Genomic DNA, 15,452 nt, shown 5'->3' with positions numbered 1-15,452 from the left:
TCAGCTGCCCGCCTTCACCGATGCCAGCTGCTCGGGCGTCAGCTTCGACTTCAGGTCGTAGAAGATGTCGGCGGCGGTGATCTTGCGGGTGACGACGCCGTTGTCGAAAAAGGTGTTCACCACGTCGGCCAGCGCGGTGGCGTCGGTCTCGTTAGGCAGGTGCGGCACGGTGGCCTCGGCCCCCACCCGGTAGGCGTCCGACAGCCGCTGGCCCGACAAGGCGCGCGGGCCGGTCTTCTCGAAGACGTTCTCGAACTCGGCGGGGTTGGCGCGCTGCTTCGCCGTGAGGTCCTGCAGCACTTCGAGGTATTTCGCCGCGATGTCCGGACGCTGATCGAGCACCTCGGTGCGGAACACCACCACCGAGTTGTCGTTGGAGCCGATGCTCTTCTCCGTGGCGATCTCGACGCCGCCGTTGGCCTTGGCCTCCTGGTAGGGCACCAGGAACGACGACCAGCCGTCCACCTTGCCGGTCGCGAACGCCGAGGCGGCGTCCTTCTGCTGCAACGGAACCCTGGTCACCTTGTCGGCCGGGACGCCTGCCTGCGCGAGCGCCTTGAGCAGGATGTATTCGCCCTTGGCCGCCGGGTTCACCGCCACGCGTCTGCCGACCAGCTCGGCGACCGAGTGCACGCCCGATTCCGGAGTGACGATGATGCCGCTCTGATCCTTGCCCGCTGGATCCTGTACCGCGACGATCCGCACGCCGACGTCCTTGGACAGCGCGCCGACGACGGGGCTGAACGCCGCGCCGGAGACGTCGAGTTCCTTGGTGTTGAACAACTTCAGGTTGGAGCTGAAGCCGGGGGTGATGCTGACCCACTCGATCTTCGCGCCGAGTGGTGCCAGCGCGGCATCGAAGGTGCCGTCGCGCTTGCCGACCGCCAGCGGCCCGGAGTTCCCCGGGTCGGCGACCTTGAGCACGAAGGAAGCGCCTGCGCCGGTGTCGCGGTCGGTGTCCGAACCACACGCGGCGACGAGTGCGACTAGGGGAACGATCGCCAGCGCGATGCGCATGAGGGCTTGCCGCCACATCGTGAGGACTCCTTGTCCGAATCGTCGATCAATGCCCTCGGAGAGTAGGGACGGCGGCGCGGAGTCACGAGGTAATGCTTTCCGTAGATCGGAAAGCTTGACATATCGAGTCCTCTGTACTGCCCGCGCTCAATGCGACCGTGAATGCGGATCGGACCGTGCCGTTGCCGGTCGGTCCACGCTGCTCATGCCAGAGTTTTCCAAATAACGGAAAGAGCAAACTCTTTGGTCCGCACTCTTGTGTTACCGTCACAGTCGTGGAACCCTCCGGCGTGCAGACCGTCACCCGCGCCCTCTCCGTGCTGGACTGCTTCCGTGACGGCCGGGAGCGCGGCGTCTCGGAGGTCGCGCGGCAACAGGGCCTGGCGGTCAGCACCACGCACCGGCTGCTGACCACGCTGGTGCAGGCGGGTTTTCTGGAGAAGAACACCGAATCCAGTCGATACCGCATGGGCGGCGCGCTGGCCGAGTGGGGGCAGATCGCCTACCGCCAGCACCGGATCTACCTCGCCGAACCGTATCTGGAACAGCTCGCGGGCACCACCGGGGCAAGCTGCTCGGTCGCCACCCGCCACGGCATCCACGCCGTGCTGCTCGGCACCAGCCGGTGGCGGGAGACCGACGGGCACAAACTGCAGGGCGTGCGGCTGCCCCTGCACGCCAGCGCGCTCGGCAAGGCCCTGCTCGCCTGGTCCGAGGCCACCGACGAGCAGCTACGCGAACTCCCCTACGACGAAGGTACCGAGCGCTCGGTGTCCGGGCCCGGCGAGCTGCGCGCCGAGCTGGTCACCACGCGGGAGCGCGGATACGCCTACAACGACGAGGAACTCGATCCGGGCTTCCGCACCATCGGCCTGCCCATCCTCGATCCGGCGGGCTGCTGCCGGTTCGCACTCGGTCTGCGCGGCCCCACGACACTGATGATTCCCGAACGGGTGCCGTTCTTCGTCGAACTCGCGAAGGTCACCGCGCAGGAGATCGCGGCCAGATTCGCCGCCGCCGAGTGACTCTCCGGAAACGGACCAATCGGCGGAATTACCGCTCATTGTGGATGCGTCACCCTATTCTTGACGCGTAATTCGTAGCGCGAGGTCGCCTTTGGAGGCGACAGGGGTGCGGCGCCGGTCCTGCGTCGCCGGGAAAGGAGTCGCCATGCCGGACGGTCACGCGCGAGTGCGCGCCGGATCGTCGACCAAGCTCGACACGAGCCTTCCCCATGAGGCACGGGTGTACGACTACTGGCTCGGGGGCAAGGACAACTACCCCGCCGACCGCTCCCTCGGCGACACGGTCGCCATGCACATCCCCGGTATCCGCGACATGGCCCGCGCCAATCGCGCGTTCCTCGGCCGGGCGGTGCGCCATCTGGCCCGCGAGGCGGGCATCGATCAGTTCCTCGACATCGGCACCGGCCTTCCCACCGCAGGCAGCACGCACGAGGTGGCCCAACGCATCGATCCGGCCGCGCGCGTGGTCTGTGTCGACAACGATCCGCTCGTGCTCGCCCACGCCAGAGCACTGATGGCGAGCACGCCGCAGGGCAGGATCGCCTTCCTGGACGCGGATCTGCGCGATCCGAGCGCCATCCTGGACGCACCCGCCTTGGCCGATACCTTCGACCAGGACCGGCCCATCGCGATCCTGCTGGTCGCGGTCATGATGTTCTTCTGCGACAGCGACGACCCATACGGTGTCGTCGGCCGGCTGCTGGACGCGGCCCCGTCCGGCAGCTATCTGGTGCTCACCCACTTCACCGGCGATTTCGACCCGCGCCCGATGGCGCGCGCGGCGGCCGCCGCTCAGCAGGCCGGCATCGCGTTCCAGCCGCGCAGCCACGCGGAGACCGAATCCTTCTTCGCCGGAACGGAACTCGTCGAGCCGGGAATCGTTCCGGTGGACGCGTGGCGCCCGGACACAGATGTCGCCCCGGCCACGACGCGGTCCGCCTGGTACCTGGCCGGCGTCGGACGCAAACCCTGAGCGGCGTTTGAGCCGCCGCCGTTCGGCAATCACGTCGGAGGAACCGGGGGCCAGGGACGGCGAGGTGGTGAACATGGTCGAAGACGTCGAGAAACGCTGGCGCGATCCGCGCGGATTCCGGCGCGCCGCGACCTACGTCGCTTCGGTGCTCGCCACCGCCGCGCTGGTCTTCCTGCTGGCCGTGCTGTGGGCCGCGCAGCGCGAGTGCGCGGACGCGGACAACCTGCTGTGCGATACCGCCGCGCAGGTCGCCGTGGTGCTCGGGCCGTCGGTGGTGCTGCTGATCGGCGGCATCGGCGCCTTCGTCGAAACCTACGTGCAGTGGCGCCGCGGCCGGACCTGGCCCATCTGGCAGGGCGCGGGCTGGTTCCTGTTCGTGCTGATGGTGGTCTACCTCGGGATCGGCGGCGGCGCGGTGGCGAGCTGATCAGTCGGCGACCCGCACGACCAGCTTGCCGAAGTTGCGGCCCTCCAGCATGCCGATGAACGCCTCGGGTGCGGCGGCCAAGCCGGACACGACGTCCTCGCGGTACCGCACGCGTCCGTCGGCGACCCACTCGCCCATCTCGCGCAAGAATTCCGGGTACAGCTCACGGACGAATTCGCTCTGAATGAACCCGCGCACCGTGAGGCTCTTGGTCAGGATCCGGCTGTAGTAGGCGGGCAGCCGGTCCGGGCCCTCCGGGGAGCCGGTGGCGTTGTACTCGGCGACCAGCCCGCAGACGGGCACACGCGCGTAGGTGTTCAGCAGCGGGTACACCGCGTCCGCCACCGCGCCGCCGACATTCTCGAAATAGACATCGATGCCGTCGGGGACCGCCGCCGCGAGCTGCTCGGCGAAATCGGGAGCGCGGTGGTCGAGCGCGACATCGAAGCCGAGTTCGTTCAGATAGGCGACCTTGCGCGGGCCGCCCGCGATCCCCACCGTGCGGGCGCCGTCGATCTTGGCGATCTGGCCGACGGCCGAGCCCACCGGTCCGGTGGCCGCGGCGACCACGAGCGTCTCACCCGGCTGGGGTCTGCCGATCTTGCGCAGCCCTGCGTAAGCGGTGAAGCCCGGCATGCCGAGCACGCCGAGGGCGGTCGAGACCGGAACCCTGCCGGGGTCGAGCTTGCGCACGCCGCGCGCCGGGACGACGTCATGGGACTGCCACCCCGAATAGGCCGAGACCACGTCGCCTTTCGTCAGCGACGGGTCGCGGGATTCGACCACTTCGGCCACGGTCTCGCCGACCATCACCGCGCCGATCTCGACCGGTTCGGCGTAGGACTTCGCCGAACTCATCCGGCCGCGCATGTACGGGTCGAGCGACAGGTACAGGGTGCGCAGCAGAACTTCGCCCTCGCCCGGAGCGGGGAGTTCCGCGGTCTCGGTCCGGAAATTCTCCGCGGTGGGCGCACCCACCGGTCGGGAAGCAAGCACGATTCGCGTCGACTCGACCATGCGCCCCACCCTAGCCGCAGGGGTGGGCGCGGGCCGCTCGCGCCGGACCGTGTCCGGCGATCGGCACGACTGCTGTTCGAACCGGGGAACAGGTGCAGGCTCCAGCATCCGGCCGATTATCCGTCCGGGCCGCCGCTGCTGTTCTTCCTGCCGCCCACCCATGCGCGTCGACAGCCGCATCGCACGGGCGCGCTACCCGCAAGTCGTCGTCGGGCGAAAGGCGTTACACGGTAGCAAGTTCGGTGTGAGTGTCCGGGATATCGACTCGAGCGGTCGGGACATTGGCGCGAGCGCCCGGTGTTCGTAGCGTCGACACCATGACCTTGGAAGTCGGCATCATCCTGCCCACCTCGACGCCTGATCCCGCACGACCCATCCTCGGTGACGTGCGTGCCGCCGCCCGCCTCGCCGAGGAGGGCGGCCTCGACTCGGTCTGGTCGACGGACCATCTCGTGGCCAGCGCGCCGATGCTGGACAGCACCGTGGTGCTGGCCACCGCCGCCGCCGCGACCGACCGCATCCGCATCGGCTACGGCGTGCTATTGCTGGCGTTGCGGCCGGTCGCGTGGGCCGCGAAGCAGATCGCCACGCTGCAGTATGTCTCCGGCGACCGGCTGATCCTCGGGGTCGGCACCGGCAACCCGGCGCACGGGGATGTCGCATGGCGTGCCGCCGGAGCGTCCTTCGCCGAGCGCGGCCGTCGCACCGACGAGGCACTGCGCGTGCTGCCCGGCCTGGTCGCCGGGCGGCCGGTCGTCCTCCCGGACGGCACCGAGGTCGCGTTGGCACCCGGTGCGACCATGCCGCCGGTGCTCGTGGCGGGCGACGCCGAGCGCGCGCGACGCCGCGCCGCCGAATACGCCGAGGGCTGGGTCGCCATCGGACTGGAGCCGAACCAGGTCGGCGCGCATGTGGCCGAACTGGCCGCGCTCGCCGCGGAATACGGCCGCCCGCCGCTCACCGTGACGGTCGTGGCACCCACTCTGGCAACTGACCTCGGCCGTGCGTCCGAGCAACTGGCCGCCTACGCGGAAGCGGGTGCGGCACGCGTCATCCTCGCCGTTTCCGGCCCTGAGTGGCAGGCCGACTACGAGTTCGCGGCGAAGGCCAAGGCACAGCTGTGACATCCCGCTCTCACCCGCTGCACAACAGTCCGAGCCCGAGGCCGAGCAGCACCGTCGCGATCACCGAATCCAGCACGCGCCAAGCGCGCGGACGGGCGAACAGCGGGCCGAGCAGACGCGCACCGAAGCCCAGTGCGGTGAACCACATCGCCCCCGCGCCGAGGAACCAGCGATCCGGGCTCGCGTACGTGCTGGCGAGGGAGCCGAGCAGCACCACGGTGTCCAGGTAGACGTGCGGGTTGAGCCAGGTCAGCGCGAGGGAGGTGACCACCGTCGCGCCGAGCGCCGCGGTGGTCCGCCCGGATTCGGCGCTCAGCGCGGCGGAGCCGAGGGCCCGCCGTGCCGCCAGCACCGCATAGCCGATCAGGAACGCCGCTCCGGCGTAGCGCGCCACCACGAGCACCCCCGGAGCCGCTTGGACGACCGCGCCGAACCCGCCGACCCCGGCCGCGATCAGCACGATGTCGGACACCGCGCACACCGCGACCACCGCAGGCACGTGCCTGCCGCTGATCCCTTGCCGCAGCACGAACGCGTTCTGCGCACCGATCGCCACGATCAACGACAGGCCGAAGCCCAAACCGGACACAGCCGCAACCACCGCCGAGGAAACGCTCACGTCCAGCGACGCTAAGGCCGCGGATCATACCCAGACAAGCTAAAGATTCTTATCTATCATTACGCTTTCTTAATATGGATCTCCAGCTCGACCAGCTCCGCGCACTCGACGCCGTGATCACCGAGGGGACCTTCGACGCCGCGGCCCGACGGCTGAGTGTCACGCCGTCGGCGATCAGTCAGCGGATCAAGGCGCTGGAGGACGCCGCGGGCCGGATTCTCGTGCAGCGCACGAAACCGGTGCGCGCCACCGAATCCGGACTGGCCGTCCTGCGCTTGGCCAGGCAGATCCAGTTGTTGACGGGCGACACCGCACGCGAACTCGGCGGCGAACCCTCCGACGGCCCGATCCGGGTGCCCATCGCGGTCAACGCCGATTCCCTGGAGACCTGGGTGCTGCCCGCGCTGGCCCGCGCACCGCGCGGCGTGTGCTTCGAGATCCATCGCGAGGACGAGGAACACACCACGCGACTACTGCGCGACGGCACCGTGATGGCGGCGATCACCTCGACCGCCCAGCCGGTGCAGGGCTGCAAGGTCGATCGACTCGGAGCGATTCGCTACCGGCCGATGGCGAGTCCGGAATTCGCCGCCGGCTGGTTCGCCGACGGGGCGACGGCGAAGTCCTACGCCGCGGCTCCGGTCGTGCTGTTCGACCGCAAAGACGACCTGCAGGATCGCCTCCTGCGCAGGCGCGGTCGCAAGCCGCTGAATCCGCCACGCCACTATGTGCCTTCGTCCACCGGATTCGCCGAGGCGGTCCGGCTCGGGCTCGGCTGGGGCATGCTCCCGGATCTGCAGACCCGCGAGGACCGAGCCGACGGCCGCTTGGTCTCGATCGATCCCGGCGTCGTCATCGATGTCCCGCTGTACTGGCAGCAGTGGCGTCTGGACTCCCCCGCCCTCGGTGCGGTCGCCGCGACCATCGCCGCCGAGGCGGCGAACGTCCTCCGCTGAGATCGGACTCATCTTGCCCGGCAACATGTTCCGTTCATGACACCGCCGAGGCAGGGTGCGAGCACCCAGCCCCGGCGGCACCGTATCCGAGAAGGTGCGACCGTGGGCACGGTAGCACCGCCAGTATGTTCGGAGCCCAGGACGAGTTGGATGGCCGCCGACCACCGCACCGCACGACACCAGGGCATTCGAGTACCTCGTATCGCTCCGCATCGCGACCCGGCGAGGTAACTTGATCTCCGCACGCCGACCGAAAGCTTCAGCTCCATCCCGCACCCACCCGAGATGCACAGGAGTTCACTTTGGCACGGCACCGTCGCCCGAACCACTCGCGCACCCGTGGCGCGCTCGCCATCGTCGCCGCGCTCGGCATCCTGCTCGCAGGCATCGTCCCCGATGCGGCGGCGCGCCCGATCGGCCCCTATGACGTGGGCGGAGCGATCGAAGTGGAGTACGACGAGGCCGGTGGGCCCGCGTTTTTCGGCGACCCCGTCACACCCGAGGACTCCGCTGCGCGCGGCGGCCGCTACCAAGCGTTCGAGCGCGGCTCGTCCATCTACTGGCACCCCGACACCGGCGCCCGTCAGGTCGGTGGCGCCATCCGCGACAAATGGGGCAATCTCGGTTACGAGGGCGGAGCGCTCGGCTACCCCGTGGCGCGGGAGGTGGCGACACCATCGAAGCCGGGAAGCTACAGCGTCTTTCAGAACGGCTCGATCTATTGGTCGCTCGGCACCGCCGCGCATCAGATCGGCGGCGTGATCCGTGACAAGTGGGGTTCCTTCGGCTGGGAGAGCAGCCCGCTCGGGTTCCCCATCACCGACGAATCCCCCGCCCGCGCGGGCAACGGCCGCTACAACCTGTTCGGCGGCGGCGCCATCTATTACGCCCCGCGCACCGGCGCCCATGTCGTCTGGGGATCCATTCGCGAGCACTGGGAGGCCGCGGGGGGCGAAGCCGGGCGTTACGGCTACCCCACCAGCGACGAGTACGACTTCGAGAACGGGAAAGCCCAGGACTTCGAGGGCGGCCGCCTCACATGGACGCCCTGATCGATCGCCCCGGAACGCGCGGTGGACATCAACCGATCGGCCTGCTGAGGAGTTGAACATGCTTGCTGGACGACTGTTCCCGCGTGCCGCCGACGGGCATCGGTTCCGCATGGAGGACGTCCCGGTGCCGACCCCGGGCCGGGGTCAGGTACTGATCGAGGTGGCGGCCGCCGGTGTCTGCCTGTCGGATGTCCACCTCATCGAGGGGGTGCTGTCGCCGATGTACCTGGCCGGCGACGCGGTCACCCTCGGGCACGAGGTCGCGGGTACGGTGCACACCCTCGGGCCCGAGGTGCAGGGTCCCCAGCCGGGCGACCGGGTGTTGTTGCAGGCGGGCGAGATCCGGGACGGCAAGACCTACACCCGCGGCGTTGACTACGACGGCGGCTGGGCGGAATACGCGCTGGCCACCGCGGACACCCTGGTGCCGATCCCCGGCGACCTACCGTTCGAGCAGGCCTGTTTCATCCCCGACGCGGTATCGACGCCGTGGGCCGCCATCACCCGTACCGGTCAGGTGCGGGCCGCGGAGTCGGCCGGCGTGTGGGGCGTGGGCGGGCTCGGCGCGCACGGGGTGCAGTTGCTCCGGCTGATCGGCGCCGCGCCGATCATCGCGGTCGATCCCTTGCCCGCCGCCCGGCAGCGCGCGCTCGAATTCGGGGCGGACCTCGCCCTCGATCCGGCCGACCCGGAACTGGCGAAAAAGGTGTACGCCGCCACCGCGGGAGCGGGACTCGATGCCGCGTTCGACTTCGCCGGCTTCGCGCCCGTGCGCGAACAAGCCGTCGGATGCCTCGCCGACGAGGGACGCTTGGTGCTGGTCGGGCTCACCGACAAGCCGATCACGATCACCAACGGCACCATCTTCAGTTTTCGGCAGCAACAGCTGCGCGGGCATTACGGCTCCGAGCCCGACCATGTGCTCGAACTCGTGCGCCTGCGCCGCGCGCATCGGCTCGATTTCGCCAAGTCGGTGAGTGCCGTGCTCCCCCTGTCCGAAGCGGACAAAGCGGTACACGCGTTGGAAAGCAAGGAGGGCAATCCGATTCGGATCGTGCTGACGCCGTGAACTATCGGCAATCCGGATACCGGAGCGGTTCGCGACGGCTCCGCCGGCGGCCCCAACTCGCATTGGGGCCGCCGTGGCCGAACCAGCCAGTGCCCGAGCCGATCCTCAGACCCCGACCTCGACAGGGATACTGCCACACCACAGCGGCCGCGTCGCGTCGGTGATCGTCCATCGGTACGTACATGCGCGCGTGCATGTGCATTGGCGCCACCGGTCTCGAAAACCTCGAAAATCGAGGTGAACGCAGGCTGCTCGATAACAAATCAGCATCGGCCGCGATGGAGCGATATCGAACCGTTACCTGCTGCCGATCGCATTTCACCGAGTTGTCGCCGACGACAACGGATTTCACGGCACGGAACGAGGATTCGATTCGAAGCCTTCGCTCTCCGCCGCTCCGCGCCGACCGACCGGTGTCCGAGCGCACGACGCGATCCCGGCACCGACAGCACGCGGCGGCGACTCCCCGGTCGCCCGCGACCCTGTTGGCAAACTTCCCGCGCCGAGCCGGCGCAGACACGTGGAGCACGGATATCGCACTCCGAAACGCCGATCGAGTCAGTCCTATTCGCCCGATTGCGGCTCGTTGAGCAGCCCGCGCAGGAAGCGCACGCTCTCGGCCGGGGAAAGCGCCTCCACGCTGATCCGGTTCATGACCGACATGTACAGCTCGACATCGCGCTGCTTGTCGAAATACAGGGAACTGGTGAGCTGCTCGGTGTAGACGATGTCGGGCAGCTCGGGCTCGGGAAACCGGAGGATGCTGAACGGGCCGCCCGCGGCGGAGTGCCCACCCGCCGCATACGGCAACACTTGGATCCGGATGCTGGGACGGTCGGCCATCGTGACCAGATGCTCGATCTGCTCGCGCAGCACCTCCACCCCGCCGACCGGCCTGCGTAGCGCGTTCTCATCGATGACAGCCCATAGCGTGGGAGCGGCGGCACGGTAGAGGATCTGCTGGCGGCGCATGCGAATGGCGACGCGGCGTTCGGTCTCGTCGGTGTTGCCCAGCTGGATCACCGCCCGTGCGTAATCGGCGGTCTGCAGCAGCCCAGGGACGAACTGCGCCTCGTAGGTGCGGATCGTGGTGGCGGCCTGTTCGAGGCCGATGTAGGTCTCGAACCACGCCGGGAGCAGATCGCTGTAGTGCTGCCACCATCCCGGGTCGTTGGCCCGCCGAGCCAGCTCGAAGTACGTTTCGCGTTCAGCGGGGTCGACAACTCCGTAGAGGTTCAGCAGGTCGTGCAGATCGCGTTCCTTGAACCCCGTCCGGCCAAGCTCCAGCCTGCTGATCTTGGCATGCGATCCACGGATCGCGTCGCCCGCCGCCTCCCTGCTGATTCCGCAGCCCTCGCGCAGCTGACGCAACCGGCTGCCGAGCGCGATCCGCAGTACCGTCGGACCACGTTCTGCCGCAGGGAATTCGGCGTTGTCACCACTGTCCTCGTCGTTGGTCATGCATGCCTCCGGCCGATCGGGGGTTAGACCGCGCGGCGTAGTGCCTCCACCATCACAGCTGTCGGAACGTCGGCTGACGATCCTACTCGGCCGCACGCAGACACCGGCCCGGACGCGAGCGCGTGCCGCGAATCGGATACGCACGAATGGATTCGCAAGAGCGCCAACGCAATATCCGGGCCGAATTCCCCGGCGCGCCGAGGCGGCTGTGCGTAGAGTCGCCCCCGACGGTGGCCACGCGGAGGAGGAGCGCCATGACGTCGGCAGAGGGATCGACCCGACTAGCGGGTGTGGACCCGGAGATACCCAGTATCGCACGGGTGTACGACTATGCCCTCGGCGGGACGGACTGGTTCGAGTCCGACCGGCAGGTGTACCAGCGCTTGAAGAAGGCGGTGCCGCACCAGGACGACGTCGGCGCCGCGAATCGGCGCTGGCTCGAGCGGGTGGTCCGGTACGTCACGCGGTCGGCGGGTGTCGACCAGGTTCTCGATCTCGGCAGTGGGCTGCCCACGCAGAAGAACACCCACGAGGTCGCCCAGGAACTCGGCGCCGAGGTCGCGGTGGTCTACGTGGACAACGACCCGATCTGCGCCGCGCGCGGGCGCAAGCTGCTGGAAGCCAACGAACGCACTCACTTTCTCGACCTGGACCTGACCCGGCCGGACGACGTGCTCGACGACCCCGCGGTCAACGGTTACCTCGATCTGACCCGACCGGTGCTGCTGATGCAGTGCGGCACCTTGCACCACGTCGACGACGATCGGGACCCGGCGGGCATCATGCGGCGGTATATCGATCGCCTCGCTCCGGGGTCCTATGTGATGATCAGCCACTTCTTCGATCCGGCCGCCGAGAGCGAACAGCTGCACGCGCTGGCCAGACTGGCCGAACGAGCACTGCACGACGGGGGCCTCGGCACCGGACGCTGGCGCACCCGCGCGGAGATCCAGGCTTTCTTCGACGGATTGGAAATGGTTCCACCGGGATTGGTGGAACTGCACGAATGGTGGCCCGGCGGCCCAGCGCTGCGCACGCCGTGGCCGGATGAACGTCTCATACTCGGCGGCGTCGGCCGCAAAACCTGAACCCGTCCCCCACCACGGAGCCCGACATGACATCGAACGACGTGCGGATCACCGATCAGGACATCCAGGACAAGCTGACCGGTGTCCTCGGCTTCACCAGCATCGACCTCGCCACGTCGAAAGCGGGCGTGAACTGGTGCTCGAACGCGTTCTTCGCCGAGCTGAACGGCGATCCGTTCCGCTTGACGCTCGTGCTCGAGTCGAGCGGACGGACGTTGGACGGCTTGCGCGCCAATCCCAGCGTCGGAGTCAAGGTCGTCCCCGACGGATTCCTCAACCCGTTCGCACAAGGCCTCGGCACGGCCGTGGTCCGCACCGGCGCGAGCGAGCGGGAGGAGACGTTCCGGACGCTGTTACGGAAGGAGCCACAGATCGAACCGTTCTTGTCCACGCCCATCGAGGCGGTGGAGGTGCACATCGACTGGTGGCGCGTGACGCATGTCCAGGGCGGGTGGCTGCCCGGACGGGTGCTGTACCGGCCCGGCGCGTCCTGAGTCATCGCCCGCAACCGATGAATACCGACCGGTTCCCATGCTCGGTCGCGCTCGGCAAGGCCGCCATCGGTTCACGAAAGCAGCACTGGCCGAATGCATCCGCACGGATTGCTCCCCGATTCGGCGGTCCCTAGGCTGGTGAGCCAGGCGACGGAAACTAGAGAGAGGTCTCCATGTCCGATTCCGCTCCCCAGACCGGTGTCCGCGCGCCGGTAGGCGTGGACACGACACGCGCGAGCATCGCCCGCGTCTACGACGCCACCCTCGGCGGCAAGGACAACTACGAAGTAGACCGCTACGTACGCGACCGAGTCGCCGAAGTCGCACCGCGGCAGAGCGACGTGGCCCGCATGAATCGCCGCTGGCTGCACCGCGTCGTGCGCTATCTGGCCGGGACCGTCGGCATCGGCCAATTCCTCGACATCGGCGCCGGTCTGCCCACCGTCGGCAACACACACGAGATCGCGCAACAGCAGAACCCCGCGGCGCGCGTGGTGTACGTCGACAACGATCCGGTGTGCAACATCCACGGCCGCGTACTGCTCGAGCGCAACGAGTTCACCCATTTCGTGCCCGCGGATCTGACCACCCCGCAAACCCTGCTGGCGAACTCCGAGGTGACCCAGCACCTCGACCTCACCCGACCGCTGGCGCTGATCCTGTGCGGCATCCTGCATCACGTCGACGACGATCTCGATCCGGCGGGGATCATGCGTCAGTACATCGATGCGCTGCCCGCCGGCTCCTACGTCGCGATCACGCATTTCTACGATCCCGCCGACGGCGGCGAGGCGCACGAGATGGCCATCGAGCTGCAACGGCGTTTCACCGAAATGGGCCTTGGCTCGGGGTGGTACCGCACCAGGGAGCAGATCGCCTCGTACTTCGGCGATCTGGAACTGATCGAGCCCGGCCTGGTCGAACTCGACGACTGGTGGCCGATGGGGCCCGCGCTGCGGCCGCGGCTGACGGAGGAACGTCTGCTACTCGGCGGCGTCGGCTACAAGTCCGGATCGTCGAACGGCGTCGTGACCCCCCTGCGCCGCCGGGCGACCGAGGACGACCTATCGGATCCCCCGAACGAATCGGCTGAAAGGTAACTGCCACGATGGTATATGACGACCTGAGCGGACCGGATCTACGCGAAGACCGGTGGCGCTTCCTCGAAGTCCCCCTCGGACCGGACCAGACGTGGCGCTACGCCGACCCGGCCGCCCGCACCGAGGTCGGCGAGGGCGCGGTATCGGTCCGGATCGACGCCTTCACCCGATCCCACGCCGAGGTCCAGATTCTGGACAACCCGAAGCATCTGCTGGTGTCGACCGAAACGTTCGATCTGACCGGCGGACCGCGGACCTTCGCGGTGGAGCTGGCGGCGGAGAACATCGGCGTCACCGGCGAGGACTACCGGGACGGCTTCGCCGCGTTCAACGTCCTCGATATGAGCAGCGCCCAGGTCTTCGACCTCATCGCGACGAGCAGGCACGCGTACGCCATTCACGAACGACTGTTCGTACCGGGCGTCGTGCCCGCGGAGGAGGCGTTCACCCACGTCGTGCACGCGCCCTTGGCAGGGGTCGACATCAAACCCGGCGAATTCCACCGTTACAGCGTCACCATCGACCGCGCCGCGGGAACCGCCGGCTGGTACGTCGACGACATCCCGGTGTACACCACGCGCGCGCCGCGGTTGCCGGAGACGGTGCAGATCGGTTTCGGCATCATCACCCTGCATCCGATCGAAGACGGGCGCAGCACGTCGCTGCGCGGGCAGGGCCTGCACGCGTCGTGGCGCGACTTCACCGTAGCGTGACCGGATCCCGGCCTTCGGGCGGAATTCGCCGAAAAACAATGGCGCCCAGCCACACTCGGCTGGGCGCCAGGGTCGCCACCGCCCGTCGGGCGGCCGTTGCCGCCGATCAGACGCTCTCCTTGCGCGGCCATTCGACATTGCGCGGGCGGGCGTACTCGTCCGCCAGGGCATCGTCCTCGCGCATGTCGTACTCGTAGTCGTATTCGTCCGACTCCGCACGGCGGCGCGGATCCCACACCATCGCCACGGCCGACACGGCCAACAAGGTCACGACAATGGCCGCGATGACTACATAGAGCACGTCTTCCACCCTCCTGAAGTAGACCGAAAAGCACGCAGCCGTGCCGGATAAGCAACGCGCACAGCTTGTTTCACACCGCTGGCATAGTAAGCCGGGCTGCCGGAAACCGGACATTCCGACGGCGGTTACCGACCGGTCGCCCCCGGATCCGGGCCGGTCGGCAACTCCTGCCGAATCCGCGGAAACGCCTCCGCGAATCTTCAGCGTCGCTTAGGCTCGTCACCGTCCCGGTGGCTCCGGGACATCCGGCGCGGCACCGCACGCCCAAGCGTGCCGCGATCGCTGGTGGTAGCGGTGGGGTTCACCCGAATAGATGAACCTCGCCGTCCCCCATTTTCTATCAAATCCAAAGGACATTCAGCGGGAATCACCCGCATTGGGCATCCTTCGAGCTACCGTCTTCGGTCATGGACGACATCGAACTGCAGCCACCGACCGTCGCCTCCGCCAAGCAGACCGGCCTGGTCCTGGACATCGCCGCGCTCGCCATCCACAACCCGCTCGCCCGGCCGGGCGAGATCACCTATCCCTATGTTCGCTGCACCGACCACCGGGTTCTGCGGCTACCCGAGCCGTTGCACCGGTGGGCCACCGAAACGATCGCCCTCAACCACACCCAGCACGCCACCGGCGCGCTGCCCCTGTTCCCCGGACAGGTCGAGTTCGGCATCCTCGACGGCACCATGTACGCCGAAGTCCTCTGACCAGCCTCGGAGCCCGGCAGACCCGGCCGGGCTCCTCCAGGTCACGGGGATTCGCCATAGCAGCCAGGCGGATTCGGCACCTCCGCTCGATCACTACCGCGCGCTCCCATCACGCGATGAATGCGCGGATACGTTCCCCGTCTCTCGCGCACAGATGGCGATCCGCCCGCGTCGTGGCGACCTCGCGCCGGCTCACGTCGACGCGGGCGCCATGCGGCGCTGTTGTCGCTGTTCGGTCCGCTCGGCGAGCAGTTGCCGGTACCGCACCCGACCAGCGAGCCCGGCCCGAGCGAATGGGGCTGCGTGACAAGA

General features: G+C 68.3%; 17 protein-coding genes. 12 read left to right on the top strand and 5 right to left on the bottom strand.

Going from position 1 to position 15,452, the window contains the following annotated elements; genetic code table 11:
* On the bottom strand, window positions 1-1,035 hold the full coding sequence (locus tag ACWEO7_RS12125; protein ID WP_397077695.1) for an NrtA/SsuA/CpmA family ABC transporter substrate-binding protein: 1,035 nt from the start codon (window positions 1,033-1,035) through the stop codon (window positions 1-3).
* Window positions 1,036-1,292: 257 nt separating this feature from the next.
* On the opposite strand from ACWEO7_RS12125, the gene ACWEO7_RS12120 reads away from it, so the two are divergent.
* The 3 genes from ACWEO7_RS12120 (at window position 1,293) to ACWEO7_RS12110 (ending at window position 3,442) form a co-directional block, all read left to right on the top strand.
* Window positions 1,293-2,042, top strand: a complete 750-nt coding sequence (locus tag ACWEO7_RS12120; RefSeq protein ID WP_452422955.1) for an IclR family transcriptional regulator — start codon at window positions 1,293-1,295, stop codon at window positions 2,040-2,042.
* Window positions 2,043-2,187: 145 nt separating this feature from the next.
* The gene (locus ACWEO7_RS12115; protein WP_452422953.1) at window positions 2,188-3,015 is read left to right on the top strand and encodes an SAM-dependent methyltransferase; all 828 of its coding nucleotides are present in this window, start codon (window positions 2,188-2,190) and stop codon (window positions 3,013-3,015) included.
* Between the two features lie 73 nt (window positions 3,016-3,088).
* Complete coding sequence (locus tag ACWEO7_RS12110) at window positions 3,089-3,442, top strand: hypothetical protein (protein WP_355080497.1); 354 nt, start codon at window positions 3,089-3,091, stop codon at window positions 3,440-3,442.
* On the opposite strand, the gene ACWEO7_RS12105 is transcribed toward ACWEO7_RS12110, so the two are convergent.
* Entirely contained in the window at window positions 3,443-4,459 is a 1,017-nt protein-coding gene (locus ACWEO7_RS12105) for an NADP-dependent oxidoreductase (protein ID WP_452422951.1), read from the bottom strand.
* Window positions 4,460-4,776: 317 nt separating this feature from the next.
* Between ACWEO7_RS12105 and ACWEO7_RS12100 the strand changes: the two genes are divergently transcribed.
* On the top strand, window positions 4,777-5,583 hold the full coding sequence (locus ACWEO7_RS12100; protein WP_452422949.1) for an LLM class flavin-dependent oxidoreductase: 807 nt from the start codon (window positions 4,777-4,779) through the stop codon (window positions 5,581-5,583).
* A 10-nt stretch (window positions 5,584-5,593) separates the two neighbouring features.
* Here ACWEO7_RS12100 and ACWEO7_RS12095 read toward each other — a convergent pair whose 3' ends face one another.
* Window positions 5,594-6,202 (bottom strand): LysE/ArgO family amino acid transporter, encoded by a 609-nt coding sequence (locus tag ACWEO7_RS12095; protein WP_452422947.1) that lies wholly within the window; start codon window positions 6,200-6,202, stop codon window positions 5,594-5,596.
* A 74-nt stretch (window positions 6,203-6,276) separates the two neighbouring features.
* Between ACWEO7_RS12095 and ACWEO7_RS12090 the strand changes: the two genes are divergently transcribed.
* The 3 genes from ACWEO7_RS12090 (at window position 6,277) to ACWEO7_RS12080 (ending at window position 9,279) form a co-directional block, all read left to right on the top strand.
* Window positions 6,277-7,158: a LysR family transcriptional regulator ArgP gene (locus tag ACWEO7_RS12090; protein WP_452422946.1), complete on the top strand. Its 882-nt coding sequence runs from the start codon at window positions 6,277-6,279 to the stop codon at window positions 7,156-7,158.
* A 302-nt stretch (window positions 7,159-7,460) separates the two neighbouring features.
* Window positions 7,461-8,210 (top strand): LGFP repeat-containing protein, encoded by a 750-nt coding sequence (locus ACWEO7_RS12085; RefSeq protein ID WP_452422944.1) that lies wholly within the window; start codon window positions 7,461-7,463, stop codon window positions 8,208-8,210.
* A gap of 58 nt (window positions 8,211-8,268) precedes the next feature.
* Window positions 8,269-9,279, top strand: a complete 1,011-nt coding sequence (locus ACWEO7_RS12080) for a zinc-binding dehydrogenase (protein ID WP_452422942.1) — start codon at window positions 8,269-8,271, stop codon at window positions 9,277-9,279.
* 564 nt (window positions 9,280-9,843) lie between these two features.
* Here the strand turns inward: ACWEO7_RS12080 and ACWEO7_RS12075 are convergent.
* Window positions 9,844-10,740 (bottom strand): helix-turn-helix domain-containing protein, encoded by an 897-nt coding sequence (locus ACWEO7_RS12075; protein ID WP_452422940.1) that lies wholly within the window; start codon window positions 10,738-10,740, stop codon window positions 9,844-9,846.
* A 254-nt stretch (window positions 10,741-10,994) separates the two neighbouring features.
* Between ACWEO7_RS12075 and ACWEO7_RS12070 the strand changes: the two genes are divergently transcribed.
* The 4 genes from ACWEO7_RS12070 (at window position 10,995) to ACWEO7_RS12055 (ending at window position 14,135) form a co-directional block, all read left to right on the top strand.
* Window positions 10,995-11,828, top strand: a complete 834-nt coding sequence (locus ACWEO7_RS12070; RefSeq protein WP_452422938.1) for an SAM-dependent methyltransferase — start codon at window positions 10,995-10,997, stop codon at window positions 11,826-11,828.
* A gap of 26 nt (window positions 11,829-11,854) precedes the next feature.
* Complete coding sequence (locus ACWEO7_RS12065; protein WP_450023152.1) at window positions 11,855-12,322, top strand: hypothetical protein; 468 nt, start codon at window positions 11,855-11,857, stop codon at window positions 12,320-12,322.
* 173 nt (window positions 12,323-12,495) lie between these two features.
* Window positions 12,496-13,422, top strand: coding sequence for an SAM-dependent methyltransferase (locus tag ACWEO7_RS12060; protein WP_452422936.1), 927 nt, complete (start codon window positions 12,496-12,498; stop codon window positions 13,420-13,422).
* 8 nt (window positions 13,423-13,430) lie between these two features.
* The gene (locus tag ACWEO7_RS12055; protein WP_452422934.1) at window positions 13,431-14,135 is read left to right on the top strand and encodes a DUF6081 family protein; all 705 of its coding nucleotides are present in this window, start codon (window positions 13,431-13,433) and stop codon (window positions 14,133-14,135) included.
* Between the two features lie 106 nt (window positions 14,136-14,241).
* On the opposite strand, the gene ACWEO7_RS12050 is transcribed toward ACWEO7_RS12055, so the two are convergent.
* Window positions 14,242-14,436 (bottom strand): hypothetical protein, encoded by a 195-nt coding sequence (locus ACWEO7_RS12050; RefSeq protein ID WP_452422932.1) that lies wholly within the window; start codon window positions 14,434-14,436, stop codon window positions 14,242-14,244.
* A gap of 407 nt (window positions 14,437-14,843) precedes the next feature.
* Between ACWEO7_RS12050 and ACWEO7_RS12045 the strand changes: the two genes are divergently transcribed.
* Window positions 14,844-15,140: a hypothetical protein gene (locus tag ACWEO7_RS12045; RefSeq protein ID WP_452422931.1), complete on the top strand. Its 297-nt coding sequence runs from the start codon at window positions 14,844-14,846 to the stop codon at window positions 15,138-15,140.
* Window positions 15,141-15,452: the final 312 nt, after the last annotated feature.

The sequence above is a fragment of the Nocardia sp. NPDC004260 genome (assembly GCF_053603155.1).
Note: the sequence above shows the minus strand (reverse complement) of the source record. Positions and strands in the feature narration are given on the sequence as shown.